Consider the following 13263-nt stretch of genomic DNA (forward strand, 5'->3'; position numbering starts at 1 on the left):
ACCGCCCACCGATTCGGCGGCGCCGGCAGGGGAGGCCCATCCGGGCCTCCCCTTCTTTTTTTATGGGTGGGCAGAATCCGTGTCCATTTTTTTGCCACAGAGAATCCGCAGTGGGTACGGTGCTGTTCTTGATGCGGTTGCCGGTGCGGCGGCAGTCAAGATGCCTGCCCACTGCTGCAGGGGATTTCCAAGACGATAAAAAGGGAGGCCGCAGCCTCCCCGTTTCTTGGTCTCGCCGCAGCGAGGGCTACTTCGACTTGCTGACGATGTATTCGACGGCAGCCTTGAGTTCTGCGTCGGTGAGGTCGGCGCCGCCGCCGCGTGCCGGCATGCCACCCTTGCCGTTGAGCGCCGTCTTGAGCAGCGCGGCGCTGCCGCTGGCAATGCGCGGAGCCCAGGCAGCTTTGTCGCCGGTCTTCGGCGCGCCTGCGAGGCCGGCGGCATGGCAGGTCTGGCAGATGGCGGTGTAGACCGCTTCACCGCTGCGCGGCTTGCCATCGCTGCGGACCACGGGGGCCTGGCGCATTTCGACGCGGGCTACGGGTTGCACGCGCAATTCGGCCTCGTCGCCGCCGGGGGCGCTGGCGTCACCCTTGCCGAGCTTGGAGAGCGGCCAGACGAGCAGCGACAAAAGGATGGCCACGCCGAGGGTGATCAGCATGATCGAACGGGATGAGTGCGGTTTCTTATCCATGAAAATCCCTTGAGGAGCGTTGTGTTCGGGATGGCGCACGTAGCAAAGGCAACATCGTACAGCTTTCGGGCGTTGATTCAATCCTGCGCTGCGCCATGCGCGGCCACCCGGGCATAGGCGCCGGCATGAAAAAGCAGCGGGGCCAGGCCGGGTTGCGAGGCGAAGCGCTCGACGCGGCCGACGAAAATGAGGTGGTCGCCGCCCGGGTAGATGGCCTCGTGCCGGCATTCGAACCAGGCGCAACAGCCTTCGAGCAAGGGGGTTCCCGAGAGACCGCTGCGCGTGTCGACACCCTCGAAACGGTCGGACAGGCGCGAAGCAAAGCGATTGGAGAGGGCTTGCTGGTCGGCGGCAAGAACATTGACCGCGTAATGGCTGGCGTCGCGGAAGGTCGGCAGGCTCGGCGAGTCGAGCGCGAGACTCCAGAGAATCAACGGCGGGTCGAGCGAGACGGAATTGAAGGAGCTGATCGTCATGCCGCGAGCGTGGCCTTCGGCATCGAGGGTGCTGAGCACGGTGACGCCTGTGGCGAAGCAGCCGAGCGCGCGACGGAAATCCCGGCAGCACAGGCCCTGTGCGGTCAGCGTGGCGCCGCTCGGACAGTCGGAACAGGGCGAGGGGCTTTCGGCCTGGGGGACGCGTGCGGCGGAATCTTGGGTGTGGGACATCGTGAGGTCTGGGGCTGAGCGAGGATGCTAAGATCGGAGCCAGGCCCGGAAGTTCAGGAACCGGCAAAAACCAAGTTCTTCCGGTTGTTTCAGGCCGCGCGTAGCCGGCGGAAAACGACCGGGGTACTCAGGATTATGGGCGCGGCATGCGACGCTGTCGAGCGGTGGGCCGCGAGAATGGAAGAGGATGAACGAAGCGTCGAACGGCGCGGCCCACCTTGCCGTGGACAGCGCTCAATTGCATGGATTTGCTGCACGCGTGATCGCGTGGCAGCGCAGCCAGGGACGGCACGACCTGCCCTGGCAAGGCTCGCGCGATCCTTATCGAGTCTGGCTTTCCGAGATCATGTTGCAGCAGACCCAGGTGACGACTGCGGTCGATTATTACCGGCGTTTTTTGACACGTTTCCCCAACGTGACGAGCCTGGCGGCGGCCCCGCTCGACGCCGTGCTCGAAGCCTGGGCCGGACTCGGGTATTACGCCCGGGCACGCAACCTGCATCGTTGTGCGCAGGCCGTCGTCGCGCAAGGCGGCGAATTTCCGCGCACGCCGGAGGCGCTCGCGGCCTTGCCGGGCATTGGCCGGACCACGGCGGCGGCGATTGCCGCCTTCTCCTTCGGTGCCCGCGCCGCGATCCTCGACGGTAACGTCAAACGGGTGCTGGCCCGTTGTTTCGCCATCGAAGGCTTTCCCGGCTCGCCGCGTGTTGAACGCGAGCTGTGGGCGCTGGCCGAACGCTTGTTGCCTGAAACGGGGATCGAGGCGTACACCCAGGGCTTGATGGACCTTGGCGCCGGGCCCTGTCGTCGGCGGCAACCTTTCTGCCCGTCCTGCCCGCTTTACGACGAGTGTCTGGCCCGGCAACACGGACGCCAGGCCGAGTTGCCCGAGCCGCGCCCGAGCAAGCGCCTGCCCGAGCGCGAAGCGGAATTGGCGGTGCTCAGCGATGGTGCGCAGGTTCTGCTCGAGCGGCGCCCGGCGTCGGGCTTGTGGGGCGGCCTGCTGGCCCTGCCCGAGCGCGATGCGTTGCAGCACGCCTTGATCGTAAGCGGGGAGGTTCTGGGGGCCGGCGAGGCGCTGCCGGCTCTACGTCATACCTTCAGCCATTTTCATTGGCAGCTGCGGCCACGGCTGTACTTCCTGCCTCGTTTGCCGCCCGCCTGCGGCGAACCGGGGCGCTGGGTCTGGCTGCCTTGGGCGGCGATCGACACAGCGGCTTTGCCGACGCCCATCCGGCGCATTTTGCGCGATGCACGTACGCGCTGTCGCGGCGAATGAGCCGGATGCGTGCCCCGTTTTTTAGGAAATGGCGAAGTTACGACGTCGTATGACTAGCAGCATTGAGTTCTTCGATCGCGGCGGTACTGTCGAGACCCGCTGCCGCGATGGCTTTCCGGAGGCGCTCGCGGCTGTTGGACAGGTGCATGCGCATGCAGGCGCGGGCCGTGTCGCTGTCTTTGCGCGCGATCGCGTCCAGGATCTGCTCGTGTTCCCGGTTTGCCCGGTGGAGATAGTTGGGCGCCGTTTCCTCTGAAAACCGTGAGGTGTCGAGCCGCGTCCGGGGAATCGTGGTGGTTCCCAGGCGACGGTACACTTCTTCGAAGTAACGGTTTTGAGTCGCCAGCGCGATTTGCAGATGAAATTCGAAATCAGCATCGATGGCGCGGTCGCCGCGCAGGATGGACTCCTCGAATCGATTCACCGCCAGACGGATGCGGCTCAGTTGCTCGTCGGTGCGGCGTTGAGCGGCAAGGCCTGCGGCTTCGGTCTCAAGGCTGATCCGCAGTTCCAGCATCGAGAGGACGTCACGGATGGTGACGACTGTCGTCGAATCGATGAGTGGGGTGTCCAGGGGCGGAATAAGCACGAAGGTTCCGATTCCGTGCCGGGTTTCGACCAGCCCTGCCGCCTGCAGGCGCGACACCGCTTCGCGGACAACCGTGCGGCTGACGCCATGTTCGGCCATGATCAAGGGCTCCGTCGGGAGCTTTGTTCCTGGGGGGTAGGTGCCTTGGCGAATTTTTTGAGTCAAGCTGTTCTTGACCTCTTCGGCGAGGGTCACTGATTTTTTTCGCTTCGGGGTTGTGGAAATCATTGCGAAATCATGCCGGAAGTTGATTCATGATGCTACCGCTTGCTTTTGCTTGAGAAGTCATTATAGTGCCTATAGTCGTACGACGTCGTATGTTATGTAACCGGGTCATGATGCTGGCGCTTGCTGCTTCAGCGGGGGCGCAACTACAAAAAAGGAGACGGTCGTGGATAGGCAAGCAGTTCAGGTGGAGCAGGCAGTATTCAACGCGGAAAACAAACGCAGCAAGGTGCGGTGGATGATTTTGGCCGCCTTGTTTTTCATCACGTGCATCAATTACGCGGACCGCGCCGCGATCTCGATTGCCGGACCGGCGATCACCAAGGAATTGGGCCTGGATGCAGTCGGGATGGGCTACGTGTTCTCGGCTTTCGGCTGGGCCTACGTGGCGGGGCAGTTGCCCGGGGGCTGGCTGCTCGACAAGTTCGGCTCGCGGCGGGTTTACGCCTGGAGCATTTTCATCTGGTCGCTGTTTACCTTCATTCAGGGTGGGGTGGCCTTTCTCGCCGGCACGGCTGCGCTGGTGGCGCTCTTTTCCTTGCGTTTCCTGCTGGGCGCGGCCGAGGCCCCGTCCTTCCCGGCCAACAGCCGCATCGTTGCGGCCTGGTTTCCGGGCAACGAACGCGGGACGGCGTCGGCGATCTTCAACTCGGCCCAGTACGCGGCACAAGTGTTCTTCGTACCCTTGATGGCCTGGCTCGTGCATTCCTTCGGCTGGCCCTACGTTTCTACGTGATGGGTGGCCTCGGCATCCTGTTTACGCTGGTCTGGAACGCAGTGGTCTATGCGCCGAAAGCACACCCGAAGGTCAATGAAGCGGAGCTGAAGTACATCGCTGACGGTGGCGGCCTGGTCAATCTCGACCAGGACCTCGACAAGAAGGACGGTGCGGCGAAGGCTGCCGACGGGCCGCAGCTGCACTTCATCAAGCAACTGCTCAAGAACCGCATGATGGTCGGCATTTACGTGGCGCAGTACTGCATCAACGCGCTCACCTATTTCTTCATCACCTGGTTCCCGGTCTATCTCGTTCAAGCCCGCGGCATGACCATCCTGAAGGCAGGATTTGCCGCAGTGGCGCCGGCTGCAGCGGGTTTCGTCGGCGGAGTGCTCGGGGGCATCATCTCGGACTGGTTCCTGCGCAAGAACTTCTCGCTGAGCGTGGCCCGCAAGACGCCGATCATCCTCGGCATGATCCTGTCGATGAGCATCGTCGTCTGCAATTACACGGACGACACCACGCTGGTGATCTTCTTCATGTCGCTGGCGTTCTTCGGGAAGGGCATCGGGGCCTTGGGCTGGGCGGTCAACTCCGACACCGCGCCGAAACAGATCGCCGGTCTCAGCGGTGGCTTGCTCAACACCTGCGGCAACATCTCGAGCATCACGACGCCGATCGCCATCGGCTACATCGTGCAAGGCACAGGTTCGTTCAACGGCGCTCTGGTCTATGTCGGCGTCCATGCCTTCATCGCCGCCCTTTGCTACCTCTTCGTGGTCGGCGAAATCAAGCGGGTCGAGCTGAAATAAGTCTGCATTGAGGCGCGCCGTGCGGCGCGCCTTAAGGGCTAAAAATCCTTCTCTGAATTGGAGACCATCATGACTGAGATTGCGTCGGGAACCCCCGTCGTGACCGAAATGCAGGTCATCCCCGTCGCCGGTTACGACAGCATGCTGTTCAACCTGTGCGGCGCGCATGCCCCGTACTTCACCCGCAACATCGTCATCCTCAAGGACAGTGCTGGGCATACCGGCATCGGTGAGGTGCCCGGAGGCGAAGGCATCCGTCAGGCGCTTGAGCGCTCGTGCGGCCTCGTGGTGGGCAAGTCGATCGGGACGTACAACAGCATCCTCAATGCCATCCGGCAGACCTTCGTCAGCGGCAAGGCTGCGCATCAGGCAACCGTGCATCAGGTGACTTCGGAGTCCGAGGCTCGGGTGCTCAAGCAGCCGCACGAGATCAACCTGCGCATGGACAATGTGATCACCGCCGTTGAGGCAGCGCTGCTCGATCTGCTCGGTCAGCACCTCGGCGTGCCGGTGTGCGAATTGCTTGGTGCCGGCAAGCAGCGGGATGCCGTGCGCATGCTGAGCTACCTGTTCTACATCGGCGAGCGGAGCAAGACGGATCTGCCGTACCTGGGCGATCGGAACGCGAAGGTCGAGTGGTATCGCCTGCGCCACGAAGTCGCCATGACACCGGCCGATATCGTCCGCCTGGCTGAGGCGTCCGCCGATCACTACGGCTTCTCGGACTTCAAGCTCAAGGGCGGTGTGATGCGGGGCGAGGAGGAGATCGAGGCTGTGGCGGCGATCAAGAAGCGCTTTCCGCAGGCGCGGGTGACCCTCGATCCGAATGCCGCCTGGTCGCTGGCTGAGGCGATCGCAGTGTGCAAGGGCCAGAACGACATCCTGACGTACGCCGAAGATCCCTGCGGTCCCGAGGCCGGTTACTCGGGGCGCGAGATCATGGCTGAATTCAAGCGTGCCACGGGCATTCCGACCGCGACCAACATGGTGGCGACTGATTGGCGCCAGCTCAATCATTCGCTCAAGCTCGATTCCGTCGACATCCCGTTGGCCGACCCGCATTTCTGGACGATGCAGGGCTCGGTGCGCGTCGCGCAGATGTGCGATGAGTTCGGGCTGACCTGGGGCTCGCACTCAAACAACCACTTCGACGTCTCGCTGGCGATGTTTACCCATGCCGCTGCCGCGGCGCCGGGCGACATCACGGCGATCGACACGCACTGGATCTGGCAGGAAGGCCAGGAGCGCTTGACCAAGGAACCGCTAAAGATCGTCGGCGGCTTGGTGCAAGTGCCGCAAAAACCGGGCCTCGGCATCGAGCCGGACATGGACCAGATCCTCAAGGCCAACGCGCTGTACAAGAAAGTCGGCAGCGGCGCGCGCGACGACGCAATGGCCATGCAATACCTGATTCCGGGCTGGAAATACGATCCGAAGCAACCGAGCCTCGGGCGCAAGCCGGCCTGAACTTATCCACGGGAGATCATCATGAGTCAAAACACCACAAGCGTAAGCGGTGCGCCGGTCATCACCGAGCTGCAAGTGATTCCGGTCGCCGGGCAGGACAGCATGGAGCTGAACCTGTCGGGCGCGCACGGCCCGTTCTTCACCCGCAACATCGTGATCATGAAGGACAGCGCCGGGAACACTGGCCTGGGCGAAGTCCCGGGCGGCGAGAAAATCCGCCAGACGATCGAGGATGCGCGTCCCTTGATTCTCGGCAAGACGCTCGGCGAGTACAACAACGTGCTCAACGCCATGCGCGCGGCCTTTGGCGACCGCGATTCGGGCGGCCGGGGCCTGCAGACCTTCGACCTGCGCACCACGATCCATGCGTTGACCGCCGTTGAATCGGCCTTCCTCGACCTGCTCGGCCAGTTCATGAACGTTCCGGTTGCGGCGCTTTTGGGCGAAGGCATGCAGCGCGAAGCCGTGGAGATTCTCGGCTACCTCTTCTACGTCGGCGACCGCAAGAAGACCAACCTCAACTACCGCAGCGAAGAGAACGCCGAGCACGAATGGTATCGGCTGCGTAACGAAGAAGCGCTGACGCCCGAGGCGATCGTCCGCTATGCGGAAGTGACGCACGACCTGTATGGCTTCAACGACTTCAAGCTGAAGGGCGGGGTGATGTCCGGCGAGGCGGAAATGGAGGCCATCGTGGCCTTGCACGAACGCTTCCCGCAAGCGCGTATCACGCTTGATCCGAACGGAGCCTGGTCATTGGCTGAAGCCATCCGGCTGTGCCGCGACAAGCACGGCATCCTCGCCTACGCCGAAGATCCAACCGGTGCCGAAGCCGGGTATTCGGGGCGCGAGGTAATGGCCGAGTTCCGTCGTGCTACCGGCCTGCCGACGGCGACCAACATGATCGCCACCGACTGGCGGCAGATGGCGCACTCGATTCAATTGCAATCGGTCGACATCCCGCTCGCCGACCCGCACTTCTGGACGATGCAAGGCTCGGTGCGCGTCGCGCAGCTGTGCAACATGTTCGGCCTGACCTGGGGCTCGCATTCGAACAACCATTTCGACATTTCGCTGGCGATGTTCACGCATGTCGGTGCAGCAGCGCCGGGCAAGGTGACGGCGATCGACACGCACTGGATCTGGCAGGACGGGCAGCGCCTGACCAAGGAGCCCTATCTGATCCGCGACGGCCTGATCCGCGTGCCGAAGAAGCCGGGTCTGGGCCTCGAGATCGACATGGCGGAAGTGGAAAAGGCACACCAAGCCTACAAAGCCATGGGCCTGGGAGCGCGTGACGATGCTGTCGCCATGCAGTTCCTGATTCCGGGCTGGACGTTTAATCACAAGAAACCGTGCCTCGTGCGCTGAAGACACGGCAGGAGAACGAAAGAATGAAAGCCTATACCGGAATCCCGAATACGTTTCGCCACGATCTGCTGGCGGGGAAAACGCTCATCGGTTGCTGGTGCTCGCTGGGCAGCCCGATCACGACCGAGGTGATCGGCCTGGCCGGGTTCGACTGGCTGCTGCTCGATGCCGAGCATGCACCGAACGATGTGCTGTCGCTGATCCCGCAACTGATGGCGCTCAAGGACAGCAGCAGCGCGCCGGTGGTGCGTCCGCCCTGGAACGATGCGGTGGTGATCAAGCGCTTGCTGGACGCGGGGTTCTACAACTTCCTGATTCCCTTTGTCGAGTCGGCCGACGACGCGCGTCGCGCCGTGGCGGCGACCCGTTACCCGCCGCACGGCATCCGCGGCGTTTCGGTGTCACATCGCAGCAACCGCTACGGCACGGTGCCGGAATACATGCAGGTGATCAACGACAACATCAGCGTGATGGTTCAGGTGGAGAGCCGCGCGGGCATCGAGGCGCTGGACGAGATCTGCGCCGTCCCTGGCGTCGATGGCATCTTCATCGGACCGTCGGATCTGGCCGCGGGTTATGGGCACCTGGGTCAGCCCTCGCATCCCGAAGTCCAGGCGGCGATGGCCAGGGTCTTCGAGTGCGCCCGCCAACATGGGAAACCGGTGGGAATTCTGGCGCCCGTCGACGCCGATGCGCGCCGCTATCTTGAACTGGGCGCCAGTTTCGTCGCGGTCGGCAGCGACCTGGGCGTGTTTCGCCAAGCCACCCAGGCCCTGCGGGACAAGTTTGTCTGAGGCACGTCGCGCGAGCAGCGTGCAATTCAATTCATAGGAGTGTTTCGATGAGTAAAGTGGGTTTTGTCGGTCTGGGCATCATGGGAACGCCGATGGCCGAGCATTTGATCAAGGCCGGGCATGAAGTGTTTCTGTTCAGTCTCCCGAGTGTGCCTCAGTCGCTGGTTGCAGTCGGCGGGATCGCCTGCGCCTGCGGTAAGGAGGTGGCGCAGAAGGCCGACATCATCATCACCATGGTGCCCGATACGCCGCACGTGGCTGCGGCGCTGTTTGACGCCAACGGCATTGCCGAAGGCCTTTCGGCCGGCAAGATCGTCGTCGATATGAGCTCGATTTCGCCGCTTGAAACGAAGGAGTTTGCCAGGAAGATCAATGCGCTCGGCTGCGAATACCTCGATGCGCCGGTTTCGGGCGGCGAAGTCGGCGCCAAGAATGCCACGCTCTCGATCATGGTCGGTGGCAGCGAAGCCGCGTTCACGACGGTCAAACCGCTGTTCGAGTTGATGGGCAAGAACATCACCCTGGTCGGCGGCAACGGGGATGGACAGACCGCCAAGGTCGCCAACCAGATCATCGTCGCGCTCAACATCGAAGCCGTCGGCGAAGCGCTGCTCTTTGCCGCCAAGGCCGGCGCCGATCCGGCCAAAGTGCGCGAAGCGCTGATGGGCGGTTTCGCTTCGTCGAAGATTCTCGAAGTGCATGGCGAGCGCATGGTCAAGCGCACCTTCAATCCGGGCTTCCGCATCGAATTGCACCAGAAGGACCTCAACCTGGCATTGAGTTCGGCGCGCCAGCTCGGTCTGTCGCTGCCCAATACCGCAACGGCGCAGGAACTGTTCAACAGTTGTGTCGCGCATGGCGGCCGGGCCTGGGATCACTCGGGCATGGTGCGTGCGCTCGAACGGATGGCCAACTTCGAGATTGGGCAAAAGAGCGAATAATCATCCTCGTTGGAGAAAGGACGGCGCCGATGAGCACGCACAATGCACGTGAACTGCTGGAAAAAATCTTCCGTGCAGCAATCGAGTCGGCGCAGCCGATTCACGGGATTCCCCTGTATCTGCCGGAGACTCCCGCCGGCAGGCTGGTGGTCATCGGGGCGGGCAAAGCCTCGGCGGAAATGGCGCGGGTGGTCGAGCAATACTGGCCCGAGCCGATTTCCGGCCTGGTCGTGACCCGCTACGGGCATTCGGTGCCCTGTGGACGCATCGAAATCGTCGAGGCGGCCCATCCGGTCCCGGATGCGGCCGGACTCGAAGCGGCCAGGCGCCTCATGGCGCTGGTCAGCGGATTGTCGGCCGACGATACGGTGCTTTGTCTCATCTCCGGAGGCGGCTCGGCCTTGCTGCCCTTGCCGCTGGACGGAATCAGTCTCGAGGACAAGCAGGCCGTCAGTCGCGAATTGCTCAAGTGCGGCGCGAGCATCCGCGAGATCAATTGCGTGCGTCGTCATCTCTCGGCGATCAAGGGGGGGCGGCTCGCGGCGGCGTGTTATCCCGCCAAGGTGGTCACCCTGCTGATTTCCGACGTGCCCGGCGACAATCCGTGCGACATTGCTTCCGGGCCGACGGTCGGCGATCCGACCACCTGTGCGGATGCGCTGGCCATCGTGCGCCGTTATGGAATTTCATTGCCTGAAAACGTCAGGCGGATACTCGAAAGTGGTGACGGCGAATCGATCAAACCCGATGATCTGCGCGTGGCTGAGTGTGAGACGCATCTGATCGCCACACCGCAGATGGCCCTCGAGGCCGCGGCCGAAGTGGCGCTGGCCCAAGGGCTGGACGTGCATATCCTGGGCGACAGTCTTGAGGGCGAAGCGCGGGACATCGGCAAGGCGATGGCGGGGATCGCCCGGCAGGTGGCACGTTGCGACCAGCCGTTTCAAAAGCCCTGCCTCATCCTTTCGGGCGGCGAGACCACGGTGACGGTGCGCGGGCAGGGCAAAGGCGGGCGTAACGTCGAATACCTGCTGTCCCTGGGGATCGCTCTGGACGGTTTGCCCGGCGTTTATGCCCTGGCCGGCGATACCGACGGCGCCGACGGACAGGAAGAGATCGCCGGCGCCTACCTGGCGCCGGACTCGCTGCAACGCGCCTGGGATCGAGGCATCCAGCCCAAGGAGGCCCTTGCGGACAACGACGGGCATGGGTTTTTCGGTGCCTTGGGCGATGCCATCGTTACCGGCCCGACGCTCACCAACGTCAATGATTTTCGGGCCGTGCTGATCGTATGAAACGCGTTGCCTTGCCTAGCGGAGAAGAGGTGCCGGCCCTGGGCATGGGCACCTGGATGATCGGCGAGGATGCGGCCCGGCGTAGCGAGGAAATTTCGACCCTGCAACAGGGCATCGAGCTCGGCATGACGCTGATCGACACCGCCGAAATGTACGGGGAAGGGGCGTCGGAAAAACTCGTCGGCGAAGCGATTCGCGGCCGGCGCGAACAGGCTTTTCTGGTCAGCAAGGTCTATCCCCACAACGCCGGGCGCAAAGCCGCGCAGCTTGCCTGCGAGCGCAGCCTGAAGCGCCTGGGCGTCGACTGCCTTGATCTTTACCTGCTCCATTGGCGTGGCGACGTGCCCTTCACCGAGACGATCGAAGCCTTTGTGGCCTTGCAGGCGCAAGGCAAGATTCGCCATTGGGGCGTCAGTAACTTCGACCTCGACGACCTGCAGGCATGGTGCGATCTGCCGGGCGGCGATGCCGTGGCGACCAATCAGGTTCTCTACAACCTGACCCGGCGCGGGGTCGAATGGGATGTGCTGCCGTGGTGTCAAACACGGCGTATCCCGCTGATGGCCTACTCCCCGATCGAACAATCGCGGCTGCTCAATCACCGTGCCTTCTGCGCGTTGGCCAGGCAACACGGCTTTACTCCCGCGCAGCTCGCAATCGCTTGGTTGCTGCGCCAGGATCGGGTGATCGCCATCCCCAAAGCCTCGACGCGCCAGCACCTCACTGAGAATTTTTCGGCACTGAACTGCACGCTCGACGCGACGGTGCTTGCGGCGCTCGATCGCTTGTTTCCCCCACCCGAGCACGCGACGGCGCTAGAAATGCTCTGAACCCACACTTCGGAATCCCACCATGAAAACCAGTAAGCCGCTCTACATCAAGGTGCATGCAACCGACAACGTGGCGATCGTCGTCAATTCTGGCGGACTGCCGGCCGGAACGGTCTTTGACGACGGCCTGACGCTGCGCGAGCACGTGCCGCAGGGGCACAAGGTCGCGCTCGTCGACCTGGCTCAGGATGCCGCGATCCTTCGCTATGGCGAAGTCATTGGCTATGCGGAGCAGGCGATTGCGCGCGGCTCCTGGATCGAAGAATCGCTGGTGCGGCTGCCCGAAGCCCCGCCGCTGGCGTCGTTGCCGCTGGCGAACAAGGTGCCGGTGCCCTTGCCGCCGCTGGAAGGGTACACCTTCGAAGGCTACCGCAATCCGGATGGCACCGTCGGCACCAAGAACATGCTGGCGATCACGACGACCGTGCAGTGCGTCGCCGGCGTTGTCGATTACGTCGTCAGGCGGATCAAGGCCGAATTGCTGCCGAAATACCCGAACGTCGACGGCGTCGTCGGGCTCAACCACCTTTACGGCTGCGGCGTGGCGATCAATGCGCCGGCGGCGGTCGTGCCGATCCGCACGATCCACAACCTGGCGCTCAACCCCAACTTCGGCAACGAGGTTTTCGTCATCAGCCTTGGCTGTGAGAAGCTGCCGCCGGATCGTCTTCTGGGTGAAGGTGGCCCGGGCACCCTGCCGATCAAGGTGGTCAGCGATGCGGTCGTCTGCTTGCAGGACGAGAAGTTCTCCGGCTTTCAGTCGATGGTGGTCGAGATCATGAAGCAGGCCGAAGTGCATCTGGCGCGGCTCAACCAGCGTCGGCGCGAAACTTGCCCGGCGTCCGACCTGATCGTGGGGCTGCAGTGCGGGGGCAGCGACGCGTTTTCGGGCGTCACCGCCAACCCGGCCGTCGGTTATGCCGCCGATCTGCTGGTGCGAGCAGGCGCGACGGTGATGTTCTCGGAAGTGACCGAAGTGCGTGACGCGATCCACCTTTTGACGCCGCGTGTGGTCAATCAGGACGTCGGCAAGGCCCTGCTGCGCGAGATGGCCTGGTATGACGACTACCTCGCGCTCGGGCAGACCGATCGCGCGGCCAACACGACGCCGGGCAACAAGAAGGGCGGCCTGGCGAACATCGTCGAAAAGGCCATGGGCTCGATTGCCAAGTCCGGCAGCAGCGCCATCGCGGGCGTGCTTGCGCCGGGCGAAAAAGTGGCCCAGAAAGGTTTGATCTACGCGGCGACCCCGGCCAGCGATTTCGTTTGCGGGACGCAGCAACTGGCGTCGGGGATGACCGTGCAGGTGTTCACGACCGGGCGCGGCACACCGTACGGCCTTGAGGCCGCGCCGGTGATCAAGGTGGCGACCCGCAGCGATCTGGCCGCCCGCTGGCACGATCTGATGGAGGTCGATGCGGGGACGATTGCCACCGGCGAGGCGACGATCGAAGAGGTCGGCTGGGAAATTTTCCGGCTGATCCTCGAGGTCGCGAGCGGGCGCAAGAAAACCTGGGCGGATCAGTGGGGCTTGTTCAATGCCCTGGCGGTGTTCAATCCGGCACCGGTGACCTGAGGAC

At 63.4% G+C, this 13263-nt stretch carries 11 protein-coding genes and 1 pseudogene; 9 read left to right on the forward strand and 3 right to left on the reverse strand.

Going from position 1 to position 13263, the window contains the following annotated elements:
* Positions 1 to 247: 247 nt before the first annotated feature.
* The gene (locus tag QMB55_RS04595; RefSeq protein WP_497587496.1) at positions 248 to 694 is read right to left on the reverse strand and encodes a c-type cytochrome; all 447 of its coding nucleotides are present in this window, start codon (positions 692 to 694) and stop codon (positions 248 to 250) included.
* 77 nt (positions 695 to 771) lie between these two features.
* On the reverse strand, positions 772 to 1362 hold the full coding sequence (locus QMB55_RS04600; RefSeq protein ID WP_497587497.1) for a flavin reductase family protein: 591 nt from the start codon (positions 1360 to 1362) through the stop codon (positions 772 to 774).
* A 187-nt stretch (positions 1363 to 1549) separates the two neighbouring features.
* Between QMB55_RS04600 and mutY the strand changes: the two genes are divergently transcribed.
* Positions 1550 to 2641: an A/G-specific adenine glycosylase gene (gene mutY, locus QMB55_RS04605; RefSeq protein WP_497587498.1), complete on the forward strand. Its 1092-nt coding sequence runs from the start codon at positions 1550 to 1552 to the stop codon at positions 2639 to 2641.
* 37 nt (positions 2642 to 2678) lie between these two features.
* Here mutY and QMB55_RS04610 read toward each other — a convergent pair whose 3' ends face one another.
* Positions 2679 to 3458: a FadR/GntR family transcriptional regulator gene (locus tag QMB55_RS04610; protein ID WP_497587499.1), complete on the reverse strand. Its 780-nt coding sequence runs from the start codon at positions 3456 to 3458 to the stop codon at positions 2679 to 2681.
* Between the two features lie 264 nt (positions 3459 to 3722).
* Between QMB55_RS04610 and QMB55_RS04615 the strand changes: the two are divergent.
* The 8 genes and pseudogenes from QMB55_RS04615 to garD all read left to right on the forward strand — a co-directional run.
* A pseudogene (locus QMB55_RS04615) lies at positions 3723 to 4985 on the forward strand (MFS transporter); the annotation flags it as partial.
* Positions 4986 to 5054: 69 nt separating this feature from the next.
* A complete protein-coding gene (locus QMB55_RS04620) occupies positions 5055 to 6452 on the forward strand; it encodes an enolase C-terminal domain-like protein (protein ID WP_497587500.1) in 1398 nt (465 codons plus the stop codon).
* Between the two features lie 21 nt (positions 6453 to 6473).
* Positions 6474 to 7823: a glucarate dehydratase gene (gudD, locus tag QMB55_RS04625; RefSeq protein ID WP_497587501.1), complete on the forward strand. Its 1350-nt coding sequence runs from the start codon at positions 6474 to 6476 to the stop codon at positions 7821 to 7823.
* Positions 7824 to 7846: 23 nt separating this feature from the next.
* A complete protein-coding gene (gene garL, locus QMB55_RS04630; RefSeq protein ID WP_497587502.1) occupies positions 7847 to 8617 on the forward strand; it encodes a 2-dehydro-3-deoxyglucarate aldolase in 771 nt (256 codons plus the stop codon).
* Between the two features lie 47 nt (positions 8618 to 8664).
* On the forward strand, positions 8665 to 9558 hold the full coding sequence (glxR, locus tag QMB55_RS04635) for a 2-hydroxy-3-oxopropionate reductase (protein WP_497587503.1): 894 nt from the start codon (positions 8665 to 8667) through the stop codon (positions 9556 to 9558).
* A gap of 29 nt (positions 9559 to 9587) precedes the next feature.
* Positions 9588 to 10853 carry a glycerate kinase type-2 family protein gene (locus QMB55_RS04640; protein WP_497587504.1) on the forward strand — a complete coding sequence of 422 codons (1266 nt, stop codon included), beginning with the start codon at positions 9588 to 9590 and terminating at the stop codon, positions 10851 to 10853.
* 29 nt (positions 10854 to 10882) lie between these two features.
* Positions 10883 to 11683, forward strand: a complete 801-nt coding sequence (locus tag QMB55_RS04645; RefSeq protein ID WP_497587505.1) for an aldo/keto reductase — start codon at positions 10883 to 10885, stop codon at positions 11681 to 11683.
* 22 nt (positions 11684 to 11705) lie between these two features.
* A complete protein-coding gene (gene garD, locus QMB55_RS04650; RefSeq protein ID WP_497587506.1) occupies positions 11706 to 13259 on the forward strand; it encodes a galactarate dehydratase in 1554 nt (517 codons plus the stop codon).
* Positions 13260 to 13263: the final 4 nt, after the last annotated feature.

Origin of the sequence: Propionivibrio sp. (assembly GCF_041441355.1) — a bacterium.
Taxonomy (GTDB): Bacteria; Pseudomonadota; Gammaproteobacteria; order Burkholderiales; family Rhodocyclaceae; genus Propionivibrio.